Genomic DNA, 20,763 nt, shown 5'->3' with positions numbered 1-20,763 from the left:
GTGGCCATGCACTACCGCCGCGCGCGCTGAATCGCCGGAGGCCATCGCCGCCAGCTCACCGGCAGCGCGGCGTCCTCCTCGCGCTCGCCGCGCAGTGAGTTGCCCCTCGAACGTGCCGCCGGTGTAGGTCGCCTTGACCCCGACCTTGTAGCTGCCCGGGGCCATGCCGGTGACATCGATACGCACGGCGGCGAAGTCGTCGACACCGACGGGCAGGTTCGGTGTGCTCCGACAGCCCGGTCACCCCGTTCGCCGAGGAGACGGAGCCGGTGATCGTCACGGTTCCCGAGCGGATCGAGCCCTGACCCGTACGCGTTCGCGCAGGCCGATGAGACCGGCGTCTTTTCACAAACGTTTCGAAGGAGTTCAATGGAGTTACGTTCGGCGACGATGCGGTAGCAACCGTGCAGGGCCGGGCTTGAGGTGCGGGGCCGGGCTTGAGGTGCGGGGCCGGGCCTCAGCCGTGCACGATCTGGCTCTCTCGCGGCGGCCCGCCTTCCGGCGGCCGCCTAGGGCAACGCTTCGGGCAAGGAGCGCGGATGGCAAGCATCGCCCAGACGTCAGCCAGCGACGAGGCCGAACGCGAACGGCGGCAGCCGCTGCTCGGCCACGGAATGATTCTGCTGTTCGTGGCCCTGATCGGGTGCTTCACGGCCTGGGGCGTGGCGCAGGATCTGACCACGCCGATGGTGGCGGGCTTCAAGCGCATCTTCGACATGAGCACGTTCCAGGCGTCGCTCGTCCAGCTGGCGTACTTCGGCGCGTACTTCCTGTTGGCGCTGCCGGCGGCCTTCATCAACCAGCGGTTCGGCTACAAGACCGGCATCCTCACTGGACTCGGGCTCGCCGCGCTCGGCGCGTTCCTGTTCTATCCCGCGAGCAAGATCATGACCTACGAGGCATTCCTCGTGGCGCTCTTCGCGATGGCCGCCGGCTGTTCGATCCTGGAGACGTCCGCGAATCCCTACGTCATGTCGCTGGGCCCGGAGCCGACCGCGACCCGCCGGCTGAACCTCGCGCAGGCGTTCAACCCGGTGGGCACCAACATCGGCGTGCTCCTCGCCGCCACGCTCATCCTGCCGAAGCTCGCCGACCCGGTGGACATCTCGTCGCTGACACCGGCCGAGCTGCACACCATCCGGGCGGGGGAGCTCGGCGCCGTGATGGCCCCGTACCTGGGACTGGCCTTCCTGCTGGTCCTCATCGCCGTCGCGATCGCGAGCCAGAAGGCGCCGCCCATCGTCGAGGAGTTCCCCGACGCCGGCCCGTACGAGGGTGGCACCACGGGCCTGTTCCGGGTGCTGTGGCGCACCAGGCGATACCGCTACGGCGTGATAGCCCAGTTCGCGAACGTCGCGGCCCAGGTCTGCACCTGGACCTACCTGATCCAGTACGTGGAGCAGGCACTGCACGGCAGCCTCCAGAAGGGCGGCTTCTACCTGCAGTTGAGCCTGCTCGTCTTCCTCGGCTCCCGGTTCCTGATGACCTGGGTCATCGGCCGGATCCGCGCCACCAAGGTGCTCGGCGCACTGGCCTTCCTGGCCGTCCTGCTGTGCGCGTTCGCGATGGTCAGCCCGAACATGGCGGGCGTCATCGCGGTGGTCAGCCTCTCCTTCTGCCTGTCGCTGATGTTCCCCACGATCTACGGCGTCGCCCTGCACGGGCTGGGGCCGGCCACGAAGTTCGGTGCCGCCGGACTGGTGATGGCGATCGTGGGCGGTGCGATCATGCCGCTCGTGCAGGGCAAGCTCGTCGACGAGACGAGCGCCGCCATCTCGTTCATCGTCCCCGCCGTCTGCTTCGCGGTCGTCGGGCTCTACGCCCTCTACGACCTCAGGGCACCGAACACCGTCGCCGGGAGCGTGGCATGAGCGCCCGGCGCCGCGCGGCGGCGGCCGTCGCGCTGATGATGATGGCGGTGAGCGCCTGCGGTGGCGACAAGCCGACCAGTGCCGACGCGGCCACGCAACAGCTCGAGGTCATGTCGTGGTGGACATCCGGATCCGAGGCTGCCGCGCTGGACACCCTGCTGACCGCCTTCGGCCGGGCGAATCCCGGCGTCGACCCGGTCAACGCGGCGGTGGCCGGCGGCGCCGGCTCGCAGGCGATCGTCGCGCTGGCCAAGCGGCTGCAGAAGGGCGACCCGCCCGATGTCTGGCAGACGTTCGCCGGGAAGTCGGTCCAGGGCTACGCCGACCGCGGCGCCGTGCGCGACGTGACGTCCGTCGTCGACGGCGGTGCGCTGCGCACGACCATGCAGCCGGTGATCCTGCGGTCGCTCCTGCGCGACGGCAAGCCATACGGGATTCCGACGGGTGCGCATCGCAGCAACGTGCTGTGGTTCAACACCGCGCTGCTGAAGAAGGCGGGCGTCTCGCCGCCGTCGGATGACTACCCGCTCGCCGCGTTCCTCGCCGACCTGGAGAAGGTCAAGGCCGCCGGCTCCACCGCCCTGTGCCTGGGCGGCAGGGACCCGTTCACGACGGTGGAGTTGTTCGAGAACACCCTGCTCAGCACCATCGGGGTGAGCGGCTGGCAGAGCATGGCCGACGACGATCTCAACTGGCGCAGCGGGCGGGTTCGGGCGGCGCTGACGTCGTTCGGCGAGCTGCTCGCCTACGCCGACCCCGAGGCGAACGGGCTGACGTGGGACGCGGCGACGAAGAAGCTGACGGCCGGCGGGTGCGCGTTCGAGACCATGAACGACTCCGCATACGGGGAGCTGGTGGCCGGCGGCGCCCAGGAGGGTAAAGACTTCGGTGCCGTCGCCTTCCCCGGCACCCGCGACAGCTTCCTCGCGGTGGTCGACGTCTTCGTCGCGGCGAGCAAGGCCAGGAACGCCAGGAACGCGCTCGCCTTCCTGAGCGGCATCAGCGAGCCGTCCACACAGATCGCCTTCAGCACGGCGAAGGGCTCGGTGCCCGTGCTGCGCAACGTCGACGTCTCGTCGTTGCCGGCGTACCAGCAGAGCTCGTCGAGGAGCCTCTGGAACTCGCCGGTGCTGCTGTCCGTGGCGCACGGCGAGGCGATGAGTCCGCAGTTCCAGGAGGGCTTCTACGACGCCGTGTCGACCTACGTCCGCACGCGCGACCCGGACGCCTTCGCCGACGCCCTCACCAACGCCGTCTCCCGCGACAAGATCCCGCCGCGCTGAGTCGCGGCGGCCATCCGACCCGCGCCCCGGGCGTCCGGCGCGGGCCGCGTCGTCATGCCGCCGCCTCCCGCAGCTCGGCGAACGCCTCGGCCAGCGTGTCCACCGGGTAGTGCGCGTTGAGCCCGCTGGGTTACACCGGCACGCCCGATCGGCTCCTCCTGCGGGCCCATCGCGGCCTTCGGGCGAGCGAACGCCGCCCGGTACGCCGTCACGCCCAGCGCCGCCAGATATCGGGGTGAACCGCCCCGGGTTCGGTAGCGGCTAGATGGGTTGGGATGTCGCCTCGTTGAGGCGGGGTTCGGTGGGGTGGTGCAGAGCTTCGAAGTCGGCTGGTGGCAGGTCCGCCGCGCTGCTGTGCAGGCGGCGGTGGTTGTACCAGTCGACGTACTCCAGGGTGGCGATCTCGACCTGGTCGCAGGTCCTCCACGGCCCGTGAGGTTTGATCAGTTCGGTCTTGAACAGCCCGATCGTGGACTCGGCCAGAGCGTTGTCGTAGGCATCCGCGACCGTGCCGACTGACGCGTCAACGCCGGGCCATCGCGAGGCGTTCGGTGAAGGCGATCGACGTGTATTGACTGCCCGCGTCGTGGTGATGGATCAACCCGGACAGGTCGGTGGCGCCGTGCCGGGCACGAGCCCAGATCGCCATCTCCAGCGCGTCGAGGACCAGGGCGGTCTTCATGCTGCTCGCGGCGCGCCAGCCCAGGATCCGCCGGGAGTACACGTCGATCACGAACGCGACGTAGACCATGCCGGACCAGGTCGGCACGTAGGTGAAGTCGGCGACCCACAACCGGTTCGGCCGGTCTGCGCTGAACCGACGCTGCACCAGATCCGCCGGCCGCGCCGCGTGCTGGTCCGCGATGGTGGTGCGGCGGGTCTTGCCCCGCACGACACCGCGCAGGCCAAGCTGACGCATGAGCCGTTCGACGGTGCACCGGGCCACCTCGACGCCCTCACGGTTCAAGGCCAGCCACACCTTCCGAGCGCCGTAGACGCCGTAGTTATCTGCATGGACACGGCGGATCTGCTTGGTTAACCGCGCGTCGCGGCGGGCCCTGACAAACGGCAGCCGCCGGCAGGCAGCGCGGTAGGTGCTGGACGCGATCGGCCACCCGAACGAGGTCAGAGCCTGGCAGATCGGCTCGACGCCGAACAGGTGCTTGTGCTCGTCGATGTAGGTCACGAGCGTTGCTGTGGCCGGTCGAGCTCGGCCGCGAAGAAAGCCGACGCGCTCTTGAGGATCTCGTTGGCGCCGCGCAGCTCTGCGTTCTCGCGGCGCAGCCGCTTCAATTCAGCGGACTCGTCCGTGCTCACCCCGGCGCGAGGGCCGGTGTCGACCTGGGCCTGGCGGACCCATTTCCGTAGCGTCTCCGCGGTGCCGACGCCGAGCTTCTGGGCGACCGCGGTGATCGCGGCCCAGTCGGACTCGTAGTTCGGTCGCACCTCGGCGACCATCCGCACCGCCCGCTGACGCAGCTCGGCGGGGTACGGGGAAGGGCGTGACATGACTCGATCCTCCACAAGAGGTCGGGCCGATATCAAACCCGAGGCGGTTCAAAACGACGCTTCATGATGACCCGTCCTTGTGCCGGGTGCTGACTGTTCGCACCTTCAGCACACCGCTTCCGCCTGTCGGGCAGTAGGGCTGGAGGACAGGCGGCCGCGGGCCTTTCGACTTGCACTGAACGGTGGGTCTGTCGGCCCTGACGGTGTCTGCAGACATCGTCATAGTTTGGCCTTGAGGACCGTGATGGACTCAGCAACGGACGAGGAGCCGAGATGAGCGTGTTCAGAAGAGGCCTATGTGCGACAGGACGGCATTCCGGGCGGTGGTCGTACCCCGGCAGCCGCTGCGAGATGGTCCGGACGTGCGACGTCTGCGGTGAGACCGAGGAGGTCACCCGGCACACGTGGGGCGAGTACGCCTACGCCGATGCTGATCGGTGCGGCCAGTGCCGTCGGTGCGAACGGTGCGGCGCGACGGAAACCCGGACCGCGCACGAGTGGGGACCCTGGCTGTATCTGAACACCGAATTCAACTCACCGCAGGTTCGCACTTGCCGCCGGTGCCACACAGCCGAAAGGACCGCTCCCACGATGCGCTGACCGCAGCCGGGCCGCCTGGCAGTTGCAAGTCGCGGTTACTCCATCCGGTGACTGGTCAGCGAGATCCGGTCGCAGGTCAGCAACGAAGCCGCGCACTGTCGACAAGCCGAAGACACTGAACGACGCCATGGCTGGCCACCTCGCGGTACGGGTGCGAGGCCCGGTGGCGGGCGGGCCTCGCACGAGCCGTCATGCCAGAATCGTTCCTGCGGTGAGCATGTTCCGATCGTCGAAGTCGAACGTGAGTTCCTCGACGACCCCGACGACCCCGACGACCCCGGCGATCTGCCGGGTGAGGCGGGCGATCAAATCGGCTGTGGACCAGCGGTCCACGCGCCCGGACAGCGTCACCACACCCTCGCTCACCTCGACGGTGATCGACTGCGCCACGTCGGCGGCGAAGGCGAGGACACCGGAGGCGATGTCCGCGCGAAGCTCGTCGTCCGGACGCAGGTGCACCTTCAGCAAGTCGCCGCGGGTGACGATGCCGACGAGCCTCCGGCCGGGGTGCTCATCAGTTCGGCGGCGGTTCCGGCGAGCGCCTTGGCCCGGTCCGTCCGGCGGCGGCGCCGCTCGAACAGGCGGGGCTCCTCCTCACCGGCGTACTCGATCTTGCGGAGCAGGTCCGCCTCGGACACCATGCCGGTCACGCGCCGGAAGTCGTCGACGACCGGTACGGCGCTGAAGTGCCGGCCGACCAGCAGGTCGACCAGTTCGCGGTAGGAGGCGGTCGGCGGCACAGACACCACCTCCTGGGTCATCACATCGTTGACGGTCCAGGTCTTCATCACTGCCTCCTGATGCTCACCTCAGACGCTACGGGAGTCGGCGCGCGACGGGTCAGGGCCGAAGGGCCCGGCGTCGCGGGACGCGCCGAGCCGCTCCGCGCGTTGCTTGATGCCGAGCAGCATCCGGCGTTCCATGACGAGGCTGCCGGGCGTCATCACCAGGTCGTAGAGGAACCGGCGGATCCGCCCGGCGCCGGGGATTCTGATCCGGTTGCGGCTGATCAGCCGCGTCCCGCCGGTCTCCGGGCGCAGCGCGAAGGTCCATACCCAGGCGCCGTCGGTGGAGCGGATCGCCAGGGTCCGCTCCGCGTCGCAGATCTCCACCCGCATGTCGGGTCCCGTCGTGCCCAGCGGCAGGACGTCGCCGACTTCGAGCTGCTGGAACTGCGGGAGGATCTCGTCGGCGCTGTGCATGTTCAGGCCGAACAGGTTCTCGATCCAGTCGTAGGTGTAGGCGCCGCCGCGGCCGCTGCCCATCTGCACCAGCCAGGGCCAGACAGCCGCGGGCGTGGCGGCGATGGTGATCGCGCGGGTGGAGATCAGGCCGGCGTCCGGCAGGAGGTCGTCGCCGGCGAGGGGGCCGGCCGCTTCCCCGGGCGTGGCGCCCCAGGTCAGCAGCCGGCGGCGGACCGGCGGTGAGGAGGTCACGGCCGCCGCCGTCAGAACGGCGGCGGCGAGCAGTGTGGGTGTTTTCATCGTGACAGCACCACTTTCAGGGCGCCGGAGCGTGCCGGATCGGCGAAGACGTCGTACGCCGCCATGAACTCCTCGAGGCCGAATCGATGCGTGACCATGTGCCCGAGGTCGAGTTGCCCGGCGACGAGCATGTCGAGCAGCTTCGGCGTCGACGACGTGTCGACCAGGCCGGTGGTGATCGTGACGTCACGGATCCACAGGTCTTCCAGGTGCAGCGTGGCCGGCTTGCCGTGCACGCCGATGATCGCGACCCGGCCGCCGGGCCGCACCAGCGTCGCGCACAGCTCGAAGGTCTGCGGGGTACCGACGGCCTCCATCGCCACGTCCGCGCCCAGCCCGCCGGTCAGCGCCTGCACGACGGCCAGCGGATCCTCCGCACCGGCCACCACTGTCGTGTCGGCGCCGAACATCTTCGCCGCCTGCAGCCGGCTCTCCGCCTTGTCGACCACGACGATGTGGGCGGGTGAGAAGAGCCTCGCGGTCACCACGGCCGCCAGTCCGATCGGTCCAGCACCGACGATCACCACGGTGTCGCCCGGGCGTACCCGGCCGTTGAGGACGCCGACCTCGTACGAGGTCGGCAGGATGTCGGCGAGCAACACGGCCGCCTCGTCGCTGACCTGCTCCGGCAGCTTGTACGTCGACAGGTCGGCGAACGGGATCCGCGCGTACTGCGACTGCACGCCGTCGACGAGGTGACCGAGGATCCAACCGCCGCCGCCACGGCACTGCCCGTACACGCCCTCCCGGCAGTAGCGGCAGATCCCGCAGGCGGAGATGCACGACGCCAGCACCCGGTCTCCCGGTGTCAGTCCGGCGACGCCACCGCCCACCTCGACGACCGTGCCGACAGCCTCGTGGCCGAGCACCCGGCCGGATGTCACCTCGGGCACGTCGCCGCCGAGGATGTGCAGGTCCGTACCGCAGATCGTGACGGCGTCGACCCGGATGACCGCGTCACGCGGGTCCTGGATCCGCGCATCGGGAATCTCTTTCCAGGACCGGACTCCCGGCCCGCCGTAGACAAGCCCCTTCATAACCGGCTCCTTTCGCTGTCGTCACCTCCACCCTCGTCCTGTCGGGACCTCTCGAGTAGGGACGTCCGGCCCTACAGGGCAGGCCGTCGGCCGGGCTACCAACGAGGAAAGAGAAGGGGTGCGACCGCGATGACCGGATACGTCTACGACTTCATCGAGGGCAACAAGGACCTCAAGGACCTGCTCGGCGGCAAGGGCGCCAATCTCGCCGAGATGACCGGGATGGGGTTGCCGGTGCCGCCCGGCTTCACCGTCACCACCGAGGCCTGCCGTGAATACCTACGCACCGGCACCATGCCCGCCGGCCTGCTGAGCGAGGTGGAGCACCACCTGCAGCTCATGCAGACCCGGATGGGCAAGACCTTCGGCGACGCCCACGATCCGCTGCTGCTGTCCGTGCGCTCGGGCGCGAAGTTCTCCATGCCCGGAATGATGGAGACGATCCTCGACGTCGGCCTCAACGACGCGAGCGTCGCCGGCCTCGGTCGCCAGAACGGCGACGAGCGGTTCGCCTGGGACTCGTACCGGCGGCTCATCCAGATGTTCGGCAGGACCGTCTTCGATGTGCCCGGCGGGGCCTTCGAGACCGAACTCGCCGCAGCCCGGGCCACCGCCGGCGTCGCCACGGACGCCGAGCTGAGCACGGCCCAGCTGCAAGATGTGGTGTACGCGTACCAGAAGGTCTTCCAGGAACACACCGGCCGCGACTTTCCGCAGGCAGTGCACGAGCAGCTGTTCCTCGCGATCGGGGCGGTGTTCCGGTCGTGGAACGCCGAACGCGCGATGCTCTACCGCCGGCAGGAGCGCATCCCGCAGGACCTGGGCACCGCGGTCAACGTCATGGCCATGGTCTTCGGCAATCGGGGCGAGAGCTCCGGCACGGGTGTGGCCTTCACCCGCGACCCGGCCACCGGGCGCCGCGGCGCCTACGGCGACTACCTGCGCAACGCCCAGGGCGAGGACGTGGTCGCCGGCATCCGCAACACCGTGAGCCTCGGCGAGCTGGCCACGATCGACCCGGTGAGCTACCGGCAGTTACTGTCGATCATGCAGCGCCTGGAGCAGCGCTACCGCGACCTGTGCGACATCGAGTTCACCATCGAGAACGGCAAGCTGTGGATGCTGCAGACCCGCGTCGGCAAACGCACCCCGGCCGCCGCCTTCGTCATCGCCACGCAATTGGTCGACGAGGGCACCATCAGCCTCGACGAGGCGCTGCAACGGGTCTCCGGCGAGCAACTCGCCCAGTTGATGTTCCCCAGCTTCGACACCGACGCCGCTCCCCCGCCGCTCACCGTCGGCGTTCCCGCGTCTCCGGGTGCAGCCGTCGGCGCGATCGTCTTCGCCTCCGCCGCCGCGGCCGCGGCCACCGGGCCCGTGATCCTGGTACGCCGCGAGACCAACCCCGACGACCTGCCCGGCATGATCGCCTCCCAGGGCATCCTCACCTCGCGCGGCGGCAAGACCTCGCACGCTGCCGTGGTCGCCCGTGGAATGGGCAAGACCTGTGTCTGCGGCGCCGAAGAGCTCCGCATCGACGGCGACTCGGTCACGGTGGCCGGCCGCACCCTGCACGCCGGAGACGTCATCTCGATCGACGGCACCACGGGCAAGGTGTACCCGGGCGCCGTCCCGGTGCGGCCCTCGCCGGTCGTACGCTACTTCGAGGGTGAACTGAGCGCCCATGGCGACCCGCTGCTGGCGGCGGTGGAGCGGTTGATGACCCACGCCGACCACAGCGCCCGGCTGGCGGTGCACGCCAACGCCGACACGGCCGCCGACGCCGCCCGCGCCCGCCGTTTCGGTGCCACCGGCGTCGGTCTGTGCCGCACGGAGCACATGTTCCTCGGCGACCGCCGGCAGCTCGTCGAGCGGCTGATCCTGGCCGACAGCGAGGCGGAGCGGGACGAGGCCCTCGCAGCGCTGCTGCCCCTGCAGCGCAACGACTTCGGGGACCTGCTCGCCGTCATGGACGGCCTGCCGGTGACGATCCGGCTGATCGACCCCCCGCTGCACGAGTTCCTGCCGCCGTTGGAGGAGCTCACCGCACGGGTGGCCCGGGCGGAGGCGCTCGGTGAGGACCCCGGCCACGACGGCACGCTGCTCGCGGCGGTGCGCCGGATGCACGAGCAGAACCCCATGCTCGGCCTGCGCGGCGTACGCCTCGGCCTGGTCGTGCCCGGCTTGTTCGCCATGCAGGTCCGGGCGATCGCGCAGGCCGCGGCGGCGCGGGTCGCCGACGGCGGCGACCCGCGGCCGGAGATCATGGTCCCGCTGGTCGGCGCGGTCCAGGAGTTGGAGACGGTACGGGCGGAAGCCGAGTCGATCCTGGCCGGCGTGCCGGGCGCGCCCCCGATCCGGATCGGCACCATGATCGAGGTGCCGCGCGCGGCCCTGACCGCCGGGCAGATCGCCACCGCTGCGGAGTTCTTCTCGTTCGGTACCAACGACCTGACCCAGATGACGTGGGGCTTCTCCCGCGACGATGTGGAGGGCGCCTTCTTCGGCCGCTACCTCGCATTGGGCATCTTCGCGGCATCGCCGTTCGAGACCATCGACGTCGACGGCGTGGGCGAACTCGTCCACATCGCCGTCGACCGCGGCCGCGCCGTCCGGTCCGGCCTCACCGTGGGAGTCTGCGGCGAGCACGGCGGCGACCCCGCCTCGGTTCGGTTCTTCCACGACGCCGGCCTGGACTACGTGTCCTGCTCACCGTTCCGCGTACCTGTCGCCCGGCTCGAGGCCGGACGGGCCACGACCCGAGCGACCGGCTCGGACAGCCGATAGGAGGCCGTCATGCTTACCACCACGGAGAACCGGACACCGGCCACGGTGACGCCGGTGCGCCGAGGCGACCGGGAGATCGGCGCCTACATCAACGGGCGGTTCGTGCCGGCCGTGGATGCCACCGCCGTCTCGCTGGCCGCGCTGACCGCCGCGGCGGTGACCGGCGCCGGGCTGTCGATCGGCCTGGCGCTGCGGCGGCGCCCCGCGATCGGCGCGGTGACCATGGGCCCCGGGGGCTGGATCAGCCTCAAGCGCACGACCCGCCCGCCGCTGCGCGCCGCCCGGCCATGGTGGGCTCACCTGCTCCGCGCCCATCGGCTGGCCGAGGAGTAGTGACGGTCCTGCCCACGGGGACCTCCGATCTCGATGGCTGATCACCCGGGCTCATGCACCATCCCGGGGTCCGACGATCCTGGCCACCGGCCCCGCCTGTCGGCATGCCGGTACCGGATCCGATCGGCGACACGGCGCAGTGTCCCCCGGACGCGCCGCGCGTCGTGTCGTCGCGCCGGTCCAGCCGTCCTGCATCCTGACCCCGCATCACGAACGCAGGAGAGACAGTTGCCACATCCGCGACCGGACACCAATGAGATGGTCATCGTCCACCGGGTGTTCCGCCGCGAATTCCGCCTGGCGCCCGCGCTGGTGCGCGGCGTCGCGCCCGGTGACGCCCGCCGGTCCGCCACCGTGGCGGCCCACTGCCGCTGGCTCACCGGCGCACTGCACCACCACCACAGCGACGAGGACGAACTGCTGTGGCCCTGGCTGGTCGCCGAGGCGCAGCCTTGCGCCGAGGTCACCGCCCGGATGCAAACCCAGCACGAGCACGCCGCCGCCCTGCTCGCAGCCGCCGACGAGCTGCTCGGGCCGTGGGCCGCAACCGCAGACCCGGCGACCCGTGACCAGCTCGCCGACGTACTGGAACGCCTGCACCCGGTACTGGAGGAACACCTGGACGATGAGGAGGCAACGGTGCTGCCACCGGTGGCCGAACACCTCACCGTCGCCCAATGGGCTGAACTCAGCCGGCGAGGACGCCGGAGCATGCCGCTCCGCAAGGGCTTGCTTTTCGTGGTGATGATGTTGCAGGACGCCACACCCGGCGAACGGGCCGGCCTGCTGCACCAGATGCCATCCCCGGTGCGGCTGCTGATCCGCTGGTACGCCCGGCCGGCCCACCGGCGGTACCTGACCCGGCTGTGCGCCTCCAGTGGCGATCCGGCTCCGCCGCCGGGCTGAGCACGGAGGCCGCTGCGCCCGGCCCGAGGGCCGGCTACTCAGGGGCTGGGACCTCCAGCCGGATCCCGATACAGCGCTCGCCCGGCCCGAGTTGAGCAGCCGCTGACCTCCGTCACCATCTGCACATGACGGATGCAGCCTGCTCGCGGCGCCGAAGCATTTCGACGCTATCGAGGTCGAGCTCGCCGGCCGCCCCCGGATCCGTCTCGTTCTGATTTGTGAATGGCTGCTAGCGGCGACGACAAGATCGCGCCCGTACCTGGAGGTCCCGGACGGTCCGTACCGGCCGGGACCTCTGGCCCTGACCAGTCGCCGCGGGCCAGGGAAGGCTGGAGGCAGACGAGGACGGCCCATGGCCACTGCAGGCCACGATGCCTGGCGCGGTTTCCGCGGCACCGGCTGGCGCGAGACGATCGGCGGGTTCATCCACGACAACATCGAGCCGTACGCCGGCGGGCCGGAGTTCCTGACCGGGCCGACGCACCGCACCGAGCGGATCTGGCAGCGGCTGCAGCGGATGTTCGTCGAGGAGCGCCGCCGCGGAATCTACGACGTGGACACCCACACGCCGTCGACGATCACCTCGCACGAGCCGGGTTACCTCGACCGCGACCACGAGCTCATCGTTACCGTTCCGGCGGCGGCCTCGTCGTCGGTGACGCGGGGTACGGCAATGGACTCACCGGTCAACGAGGACTCGTCGAAGGTCGCACGCTGTGCTTCGTTCAGCCGTACATCGGCCGGGACGACGTCGCCTGCCTCGAGTCGTACAAGATCATCGCGGACGAGGTCAGCGGCCGGCAGGATCACGTCTCTGCCGTCCCTGACGACACGGGCTGTCGGGGCGGCGAGGCGGTCGAGCGCCGCTATCGCGGAGTCGGCGCGGACCTCCTGGATCACGCCGATCAACGTGTTGACGGTGACGACCAGGACGATGACCGCGGTGTCCGGCAAGTCACCGAGAAGAGTCGTGATCACCGCGGCGACGAGAAGGAGGGCGATCAACGGGTCGGCGAGTTGTCGCCCGATCCGGCCGACGAGGCCGCGAGGTATCGGTGCGGCCACTGTGTTGGGACCCTCTGATACGAGCCGCGCCATCGCCTCCTCGGCGGTGAGTCCTCGATCCGCCGGCGCTGTTGTCGTTCCCACGATGCCCCTTCCGCGTCGGTTCCACGTCCAGGGTCGGGCAGTTCCCGCCCGGCGTTGAGGGCCGAAGGGCCCGGATGGCCGTGTCTGTTGCCTCCGCCGTCTGGCCGCCCGCGGAGCAAACCTCCGGCGGGCGTGAGGGGCCGTGACGCCCGGCCGGGAGGTCGTCGACCGTCGGGCCCTTTGCGGCCGGGACCCGGCCCGGGTAGGAAGGACACATGATCCGTGTCTTCCTGCTCGACGACCACGAGGTGGTCCGTCGCGGCCTCGCCGACCTGTTGCACGCCGCCGGGGACATCGAGGTGGTGGGCGAGTCGGGCTCGGCGCAGGAGGCGGCTCGGCGGATCCCCGCGCTGCGGCCCGACGTCGCGGTCCTCGACGCCCGGCTGCCCGACGGCAACGGCATCGACGTGTGCCGGGACGTGCGCGCGGTCGACTCGTCGATCAAGGGATTGATCCTCACCTCGTACGAGGACGACGAGGCGCTGTTCGCCGCGATCATGGCGGGGGCGTCCGGGTACGTGCTCAAGCAGATCCGCGGCACCGACCTGGTCGACGCCGTACGCCGGGTGGCCGGCGGGCAGTCGCTGCTGGACCCGGCGGTGACCCAGCGGGTGCTGGAGCGCATCCGCAACGGCGTGGAGCAGCCGCCCGAGCTTGCGTCCCTCACGGACCAGGAGGGCCGCATCCTGGAGCTCATCGCCGAAGGGCTGACGAACCGGGAGATCGCCGGCCGGATGTTCCTGGCGGAGAAGACGGTCAAGAACTACGTCTCCAGCCTCCTCGCCAAGCTCGGCCTGGAACGACGCACCCAGGCGGCGGTGCTCGCGACCCGTCTGCTCGGTGAGCGGCCGCACCGCTGAACGGCTCGCCGGCTCGCCGGCCGTCGGGGGTGTTGCCGGTGCGGGCGCCGTAGACGACGTTCGAGGTGATGGTCAGCACCGACAGGCTCGGCTCGGCGCCGCGGTAGGCCGGCTGCCGGCGGATCTTGGCCCATGAACCGTTCGACCAGGTCGACGGCGATGGCATCGGCTCGGTCGTCGTTGTTGCCGAAGGTCGGGAACTCGCCGTCGATGCCGTAGTCGACGATCAGGCCGGTCTCGTCCCGCATCGCCTTGACCTGGGCGGACTTGATGGCGCTGAGGCTGTCCGCGGCGACGGACAGCCCGGCGATGCCGGTGGCCAGGAACCGGTGCACGGGGTAGTCATGCAAGGCCATCTCGAGGCGTTCGTAGGCGTACTTGTCGTGCATGTAGTGGATGACGTTGAGCGCGTCGACGTACGTCTTGGCGAGCCAGTCGAGCGTCCGGTCGTAGGCGGCCATCACCTCGTCGTAGTCGAGGACGTCGGCGGTGACGGGTGCGGCGGCGGGGGCTACCTGTTCGCCGGTCATCTCGTCTCGGCCGCCGTTGATCGCGTACAGCAGGGCTTTGGCGAGGTTGGCGCGGGCGCCGAAGAACTGCATGTCCTTGCCGACACGCATCGCCGAGACGCAGCATGCGATCGCGGTGTCGTCGTTGTAGGCCGGGCGGATGAGCTCGTCGTTCTCGTACTGGATCGAGCTCTGGTGTCGATCGAGACCTGCGCGCAGAACCGCTTGAAGCCCTCCGGTAGTCGCGGTGACCAGAGCACGGTGAGGTTGGGTTCGGGCGCGGGGCCGAGGTTGTAGAGGGTCTGCAGGTATCGGAAGCTGGTGCGGGTGACCAGCGACCGGCCGTCGCAGCCGATGCCGCCGAGAGCCTCGGTGACCCAGGTCGGGTCGCCGGAGAACAGCTGGTCGTACTCCGGGGTGCGCAGGAACCGGATGATCCGCAGTTTGATCACGAAGTCGTCGACGAGCTCCCGTACTGCTGGCAGGGCCGAGCGGCCCGCCGAAGCGGTACGGCCGCCCTGCTTCCCACCGTGGCCGCCAGCCACGCTGGAAATGACGACCGGGGCGAGGAGGGGAACACCGGCAGCGGCCGGTCAGGCCGTTCGGCCCCTGTCATACGCCGCGCACGAGGGCAGCATGGACCTGAGCCGCACAGAGGGGATCGGGATCATGATGTACTACGGAAGCGGCATGGGTGCCGGAGGCTGGATCCTCATGGTTCTCATCGTGGCGCTGCTGGCCACTTTGCTGGTTGTCGTTCTCGCGCGTCCGCTCCTGGACCGCGACACCGCTCCCCCGGCTCCGCGCGACTCGGCGGAGGACGCCGAGCGGGTGCTGGCCGACCGGTTGGCCCGTGGCGACATCGACACCGAGGAGTACGAGCAGCGTCTGCACGCTCTGCGGGCGTCGCGTCGATAGCGGCGGCCGGGTGACCGGTCGGAAGACGGACGTGCGGCTCGGCCCGCGCCGCGCCGCTCACTGAGGACACGAGGGCTCCCCAGTGACGGTGATGGCTGCCCCATCGCGTCGCGGCAGCGTGTACACCACATTCCTCTGCCCACAAGACCCGCAAACCTATCGAGGACCGATCGTACGGGTCACCGCACTGCCCTGTGCCGAATTGCCACCCGGGCGTCTGCGGACGGTGCTGCCCGTGAGCGAATCGCCGCCGCTGCACGGCTTGACCCGCAGCGAGCTGGAGGTGCTCGGCGGGCTGGTGGACCCTGTCCTCGACCGGCCGGACCCGGTCCGCAGGTCCCGGAAGCGCTCGATGGGAGGACGCCGTTCGCCGACCGAAGCAGGTGCCGCCTTCATCTGCGTCATGAGTTGCAGCTTCGGCGTACCGCGCGGGCGGGACAGGGGCCGACCGGCCCGGGCAGAGCAGACTTACGGCAGCAGGTCAGCAGTGCGCGGCCGAGACGAACATGCGACGCAGTTCGGCGGCGTCCACATGCCAGATTCCAGCAGGTGGCGGGCCGTTCGACCCTGGGCGCGACACGGCGGAGGCGACGAAGGTGGAGGGACAGGAAGGGAGGCCGCACCATGGTGCTGGTCTCCGGAGGCTCACGGGCTAACGGCTGGCAGCGCGACCACGACGAGTCCTTGCGCTTCGTCGACCGGCTGCGCGTGATCCTCGCCAAGTATCCGACACCGTGAAGGAGGCCACCATGAAGGCACTGGTCATCTACGAATCCATGTACGGCAACACCGAAAAGGTGGCACGGGCGATCGCTGATGGACTGCGGGACGGATACGAGGTCACCGTCGCGGACGTAGCCACGATGCCGCGGGCGTTCGGCGTCGACCTGCTCGTCGCCGGCGGACCCACCCACGCCTTCGGGATGACCCGCCCGTCGACCCGGGAACAGGCGCGTCAGCAGGGCGAAGTGCGGCCCGGTGCGGTCGATGCCGGCCTGCGCGAGTGGCTGGTCTGCGCCCCCACGCTGGGCGGCGTGGCCGCCGCCGCCTTCGACACCAAGGTTGACAAGCCGTTCCTGCCCGGATCGGCCGGCCGCAGGGCGCAGAGACAGCTCCGACGGCTCGGCTGCCGCATCGTGCGGCCCGCACAGAGTTTCCTGGTCACCGGAACGGCCGGGCCGTTGGCTCCGGACGAGGAGCAGCGGGCACGCCACTGGGGTGCCGAGCTCGCGGCCACCGCCCTGCAACTCCACAAGGTCTGAGGTCGGCCGGGACGAGGAGCGTTCCGGAGGCGGCGCCGCGCCGATAGGCTGGCGGTCATGGAGCTCGATGGCGACGCCGCGACGCCCCGGCACCATGACGCACCTTGGCTCGGCCTTGTCCCGCTGTCCCGGGTCCGCCTGGACGAGCTCCTGCAGGAAATGCTCGACCGCGTCGGCGAGGTCGTCACCAGCCGCGAACGCCTGCGCGCCCTGCTCGACGCCGTCGTCGGCATCAGCACCGACCTCGACCTGCGCAGCACCCTGCAAAGCATCGTCCAGGCCGCCTGCAACCTCGCCGGCGCCCGCTACGGCGCCCTCGGCGTGCTCACCCCCGACCGGCGGGAGCTGTCCGACTTCATCACCCACGGCATCGACCCCGCCACCCACGCCAAGATCGGCGACCTGCCCCACGGCCGCGGCGTCCTCGGACTACTCATCACCGACCCCCGCCCGGTACGCCTGCCCGACATCACCCAGCACCCGCGCTCGTACGGCTTCCCGCCCCACCACCCACCCATGCACAGCTTCCTCGGCGTGCCCGTCCGCACCCGCGACCAGATCTTCGGCAACCTCTACCTCGCCGAGAAACAGGGCGCCGCCGAGTTCACCGACGACGACGAGGAGATCGTGGTCGCCCTCGCCGCCGCCGCAGGCGTCGCCATCGACAACGCCCGCCTCTTCGCCGTGGCCCAGCGCCGCGAACGCTGGCTCGCCGCCGCCGCGGAGATCACCTCCGTGCTGCTCGGCACCGTACGCCGCAAGGAGGCCCTCCAGCTCATCGCCCGCCGCGCCCGGGAGGTGTCCGGGGCGCGTGTCGTATTGGTGCTGCTGTACGACGACGACGCCCGCTACACCATCGAGGTCTCGGATGGCGAGGACGACGCGTACGACGGGCTGGCCGGCGGGACGGTAGTGGTCGACGGCGCCGCGGCGCACGCCTTCGGCCTGGACAAGTATCGGCTCGTCGAAGACCTGGCGCAGGCGGCGCAGTGGCCGGGTCCGGTGCCCGAAGGTCCCGCGCTCGCCGCGCCGATGACCGGATCCGGCACGTTGCAGGGCGTGTTGATCGTCGTCCAGCGACCGGGCACTGTCGCCGCGGACGAGGTTCCGGTCCTGCTGTCATCCTTCGCGGGGCAGGCCGCCCTGGCCCTGGAACGGGCCCGCGCTCAGGAGGAACGCGAGCTCCTGGCCGTCCTGGAGGACCGCGAACGCATCGCGCGCGACCTGCACGACGTCGTCATCCAACGCCTCTTCGCCACCGGCATGCAGCTGCAGGGTCTGGCACCGCAGGCGCTGCGCCCCGAAGCCGCCAAGCGCATCGACGCGGTCGTCGACGATCTGGACGCCACCATCCGCGACATCCGCCGGTCGATCTTCGAGCTACGCTCGCCGGTCGGTTCGTCGCTGCGGAGCGAGCTCGGCACCACCGTCGACGCCGCGACCGACGCGCTGGGCTTCCGGCCGGTTCTGGACGTCTCGGGACCCCTGGACAGCGTCGTCCCCGACGACGTGGCCTCCGCGCTGCTGGCCGTCGTCCGGGAGGGCCTGGCCAACGTCGCCCGGCATGCCGACGCAAGCTCCGTACGGGTCTCCGTGCACGCCGACGGCGATGAGGTCTCCGTGAGCGTCGAGGACGACGGCGTCGGCATCGATCCGGGCCGGGCTCGCGGCGGAATCGTCAACATGACGCAGAGGGCCGCTGACCTGGGCGGGAACCTCGATCTCAGCCCCGGCCCACACGGTGGCACAGTCCTGATCTGGCGTGTTCCGCTCACCCGGTGATCGACCGTCGTCGCCTTCCCTGATCACCCACACCGGGCAATGGGAGTGGCGGGTCAGGAAAGGCAGACGGCCGCGCCAGGCGCATCCTCGTTGCGGGTCGGCCTCTCCGGTGGCGGCCGGTTGAGGCAGGGCCGGACGTCGCGTCGCCGTGGACCGGGCCGCCGGGTCCAGCGCCTCCCGGTGCAGGGGACTTTCGGCCCTGATCAGGCACCGTCCGATCCCGCACCGTAGAGGGGGAAGGCAGGAGGTCTCCGTCATGACCGCATCGTCCGAGCGACCCGCGCGAAGCCGGGTCGCCGAGGCACTCGAGGCCGCGGCCCGCGCATCCCTGCACGCTCCCTCCGTGTTCAACACCCAACCGTGGCGGTGGCGTCTCTGCCGAGACCGTCTCGAGCTGTACGCCGACCTCAACCGGTCCCTTGCCGCGACCGACCCCGACCGCCGGCTGCTCATGCTGAGCTGCGGTGCCGCGCTGCACCACGCTCGGGTGGCCCTGGCCGCGGCGGGCTGGGCAGCGCATGTGATCCGCCTGCCCGAGGGTGGCGATGCGGACCTGCTGGCGCTGATCACGGTGACGGGTACACCGGCAGCCGACCCGGATGCCGAGCGCATGGCCGCGGCGATCCCCCGCCGTCGCACCGACCGGCGGGCGTTCGGCGAGCAACCCGTCGGCGAGGACATCCTCACCGGACTGCGCCGGACGGTCGAGGCCGAGGGCGCGTACCTGCACGTCGTGCGGCGTGACCAGATGCCGATGCTGGCCACCTCCACCGGCCGCGCCGCCGACGCGGAGCTGCACGATCCGGCGTACCGGGAAGAACTGTGGCGGTGGACCCATCGGCCGAAGGACAGCGGCGACGGCGTGCCGGCTACCACCGCGGTGCAGCGAGCACCCCGGCGTGTGCCGGTGCGTGACTACGCCCCGGACGGCACCGCAGGCCTGGCCGCCGGCGACGGCTTCGACCTCGGCGCCGCGTACGTGGTGCTCTTCGGACTCTCCCACCTCCCGGAAGATCTGCTCCGCGGCGGGGAGGCACTGTCGGCCCTGCTGCTGACGGCCACGGCCGACGGTCTGGCCACCGCGCCTCTGAGCGACACCATCGAGGTGGAGTGGCCGCGGCGCCTGCTGAGCGACCTGCTGGCCGGCATCGGCGAGCCATACGTGGTGATCCGCCTGGGATACCTCGACTCCGCTGAGGAATTGCCGCCGGCCCCGCGGCGCCGGGCCGCCGACGTCATCGAGACCTGCGACGAGTGACCACGGCGACGGCCGCGAAAGAAGGAACTGCCGTGATGACGCGACCCTACGACGCCTCGACCTTGCGGATCGCCGCCACTGCGGCGGTCCGGGCCCCGTCGATGCACAACAGCCAGCCATGGTCGTTGCGCCTGCGCGACGGCGGTATCGAGGTACTCAGCGACCCCGCTAGGCAACTCACCGCGGCTGACAGCAGCGGCTGGGCGCTGCGCATAGCCTGCGGCGCCGCCACGCTCAACGCCCGAATCGCGCTGGCCGCCGCCGGCGCCCCGGCCGAGGTGCGGCTCCGGCCGTACCCGAAGGAGCCTGAGGTTGCGGCCCGGCTGGTGCCCGCGCAGCCGCGCGCGGCCACCTACGAGGAAGAAGACCTCTTTGCGGCGATCCCCCGCCGCTACAGCAACCGCCGGCCGTTCTGGCCCGACCCCGTGCCTCCCGAGGCCCGGATCCGGCTCATCGAGGTGGCCCGCACGGAGGGCGCCTGGCTCGACCTGCTTGTCGGCATGACGGCGCTGAGCGGGTTCGCCCAGATAGCGCAGAGCGCCGACCGGGTACTGCGGCGCAACGCCGCTTACCAGGCCGAACTTGCAGACTGGACACACGCCGACGCCGCAGTGGACGGAGTTCCCGTGACGGCCGGGGCGCCGGTGGCAGAACCGCAGGACCTCCTGCCGCAGCGCGCCTTCACCGACCGGCATCGCGCCCCGGGCCGGGACTTCGAGCCCGAGCCGCTGGTAGCGATCCTCGGCGTGGCCGGTGACGGGCCCACCGATCAGCTGCGGGCCGGACAGGCCCTGCAACGGGTCCTGCTGTCGATCACCCATGCCGGGCTGGCCGCCTCGATGATCTCCCAGCCCATCGAGGTGCCCGCGGCCCGCGAGCAGCTCCGCCTCTCCCTGCGCCGCATGGGGACGCCGCAAATGGCACTGCGCATCGGGTACGGCGACCCGGGGCGCCCCGCACCGCGCAGGGACGTGGACGACGTGCTCACGTAATGACCGCCGCGGCGCGGATGCGAGCCAGCCCTGGGAAGAGTCTAAGCCCCGACTCGGGGGTCGGGCCCGTGGTGGCCGGGCTGGGCTGCTGGTGCGTGGGGCGGTGGCATGCTGCCTCCTCCGACGTCTCCACACCAGAGATCCGCGGCCGGGAACCACAACGGTGCGCGAAGACCCTTGCGTCGTGGCCGGCTTCCGTCGTTCACGTCGTCGGGGCGCCCGG

At 70.6% G+C, this 20,763-nt stretch carries 17 protein-coding genes, 2 pseudogenes and 1 other annotated feature; of the genes and pseudogenes, 11 read left to right on the top strand and 8 right to left on the bottom strand.

Annotated features, from left to right (window positions below):
* Positions 1-186 (bottom strand): hypothetical protein (locus AB0368_RS37400; protein WP_366158790.1); only part of this gene is annotated, 186 nt, incomplete at its 3' end.
* Positions 187-539: 353 nt separating this feature from the next.
* Between AB0368_RS37400 and fucP the strand changes: the two genes are divergently transcribed.
* Positions 540-1,871 carry an L-fucose:H+ symporter permease gene (fucP, locus tag AB0368_RS37395; protein WP_366158789.1) on the top strand — a complete coding sequence of 444 codons (1,332 nt, stop codon included), beginning with the start codon at positions 540-542 and terminating at the stop codon, positions 1,869-1,871.
* The gene (locus tag AB0368_RS37390) at positions 1,868-3,154 is read left to right on the top strand and encodes an ABC transporter substrate-binding protein (RefSeq protein ID WP_366158788.1); all 1,287 of its coding nucleotides are present in this window, start codon (positions 1,868-1,870) and stop codon (positions 3,152-3,154) included. The genes fucP and AB0368_RS37390 overlap by 4 nt, the downstream gene beginning before the upstream one ends.
* Before the next feature lie 261 nt (positions 3,155-3,415).
* Here the strand turns inward: AB0368_RS37390 and AB0368_RS37385 are convergent.
* The 5 genes and pseudogenes from AB0368_RS37385 to AB0368_RS37365 form a co-directional block, all read right to left on the bottom strand.
* Positions 3,416-4,663: pseudogene (locus tag AB0368_RS37385) on the bottom strand (IS3 family transposase).
* Positions 4,254-4,382: a sequence feature (AL1L pseudoknot), on the bottom strand. It overlaps the preceding pseudogene by 129 nt.
* A 789-nt stretch (positions 4,664-5,452) precedes the next feature.
* Positions 5,453-5,722, bottom strand: coding sequence for a BON domain-containing protein (locus AB0368_RS37380; protein ID WP_366158792.1), 270 nt, complete (start codon positions 5,720-5,722; stop codon positions 5,453-5,455).
* A 2-nt stretch (positions 5,723-5,724) separates the two neighbouring features.
* The gene (locus AB0368_RS37375; protein WP_366158787.1) at positions 5,725-6,051 is read right to left on the bottom strand and encodes a CBS domain-containing protein; all 327 of its coding nucleotides are present in this window, start codon (positions 6,049-6,051) and stop codon (positions 5,725-5,727) included.
* Positions 6,052-6,072: 21 nt separating this feature from the next.
* Positions 6,073-6,747, bottom strand: coding sequence for an SRPBCC family protein (locus AB0368_RS37370; RefSeq protein ID WP_366158786.1), 675 nt, complete (start codon positions 6,745-6,747; stop codon positions 6,073-6,075).
* On the bottom strand, positions 6,744-7,784 hold the full coding sequence (locus tag AB0368_RS37365) for an alcohol dehydrogenase catalytic domain-containing protein (RefSeq protein WP_366158785.1): 1,041 nt from the start codon (positions 7,782-7,784) through the stop codon (positions 6,744-6,746). The genes AB0368_RS37370 and AB0368_RS37365 overlap by 4 nt, the downstream gene beginning before the upstream one ends.
* 129 nt (positions 7,785-7,913) lie before the next feature.
* Here AB0368_RS37365 and ppdK point away from each other — a divergent pair, with 129 nt between their 5' ends.
* The 3 genes from ppdK to AB0368_RS37350 all read left to right on the top strand — a co-directional run bounded on the left by ppdK (position 7,914) and on the right by AB0368_RS37350 (position 11,810).
* The gene (gene ppdK, locus AB0368_RS37360; protein ID WP_366158784.1) at positions 7,914-10,571 is read left to right on the top strand and encodes a pyruvate, phosphate dikinase; all 2,658 of its coding nucleotides are present in this window, start codon (positions 7,914-7,916) and stop codon (positions 10,569-10,571) included.
* 9 nt (positions 10,572-10,580) lie between these two features.
* The gene (locus AB0368_RS37355) at positions 10,581-10,904 is read left to right on the top strand and encodes a hypothetical protein (RefSeq protein WP_366158783.1); all 324 of its coding nucleotides are present in this window, start codon (positions 10,581-10,583) and stop codon (positions 10,902-10,904) included.
* A 228-nt stretch (positions 10,905-11,132) separates the two neighbouring features.
* Positions 11,133-11,810, top strand: coding sequence for a hemerythrin domain-containing protein (locus AB0368_RS37350; RefSeq protein WP_366158782.1), 678 nt, complete (start codon positions 11,133-11,135; stop codon positions 11,808-11,810).
* Positions 11,811-12,407: 597 nt separating this feature from the next.
* Here the strand turns inward: AB0368_RS37350 and AB0368_RS37345 are convergent.
* A complete protein-coding gene (locus tag AB0368_RS37345) occupies positions 12,408-12,959 on the bottom strand; it encodes a cation-transporting P-type ATPase (RefSeq protein ID WP_366158781.1) in 552 nt (183 codons plus the stop codon).
* Between the two features lie 215 nt (positions 12,960-13,174).
* On the opposite strand from AB0368_RS37345, the gene AB0368_RS37340 reads away from it, so the two are divergent.
* Positions 13,175-13,819 (top strand): response regulator transcription factor, encoded by a 645-nt coding sequence (locus AB0368_RS37340; protein WP_366158780.1) that lies wholly within the window; start codon positions 13,175-13,177, stop codon positions 13,817-13,819.
* On the opposite strand, the pseudogene AB0368_RS37335 reads toward AB0368_RS37340, so the two are convergent.
* Positions 13,815-14,801, bottom strand: a pseudogene (locus AB0368_RS37335) (pyruvate formate lyase family protein); the annotation flags it as partial. The gene AB0368_RS37340 and the pseudogene AB0368_RS37335 sit on opposite strands and share 5 nt — an antisense overlap.
* 196 nt (positions 14,802-14,997) lie before the next feature.
* Between AB0368_RS37335 and AB0368_RS37330 the strand changes: the two are divergent.
* From AB0368_RS37330 to AB0368_RS37310, 5 genes are all read left to right on the top strand, one after another.
* Complete coding sequence (locus tag AB0368_RS37330) at positions 14,998-15,246, top strand: SHOCT domain-containing protein (protein WP_366158779.1); 249 nt, start codon at positions 14,998-15,000, stop codon at positions 15,244-15,246.
* A gap of 749 nt (positions 15,247-15,995) precedes the next feature.
* Positions 15,996-16,508, top strand: a complete 513-nt coding sequence (locus tag AB0368_RS37325) for a flavodoxin domain-containing protein (protein ID WP_366158778.1) — start codon at positions 15,996-15,998, stop codon at positions 16,506-16,508.
* A gap of 57 nt (positions 16,509-16,565) precedes the next feature.
* Entirely contained in the window at positions 16,566-18,290 is a 1,725-nt protein-coding gene (locus AB0368_RS37320) for a GAF domain-containing sensor histidine kinase (RefSeq protein ID WP_366158777.1), read from the top strand.
* Between the two features lie 256 nt (positions 18,291-18,546).
* Positions 18,547-19,548, top strand: coding sequence for a nitroreductase (locus AB0368_RS37315; protein ID WP_366158776.1), 1,002 nt, complete (start codon positions 18,547-18,549; stop codon positions 19,546-19,548).
* A gap of 35 nt (positions 19,549-19,583) precedes the next feature.
* Entirely contained in the window at positions 19,584-20,540 is a 957-nt protein-coding gene (locus AB0368_RS37310; RefSeq protein ID WP_366158775.1) for a nitroreductase, read from the top strand.
* The last annotated feature ends 223 nt before the right edge of the window (positions 20,541-20,763 follow it).

Source organism: Actinoplanes sp. NPDC051475, assembly GCF_040689425.1.
Lineage (GTDB): Bacteria > Actinomycetota > Actinomycetes > Mycobacteriales > Micromonosporaceae > Actinoplanes.
Note: the sequence above shows the minus strand (reverse complement) of the source record. Positions and strands in the feature narration are given on the sequence as shown.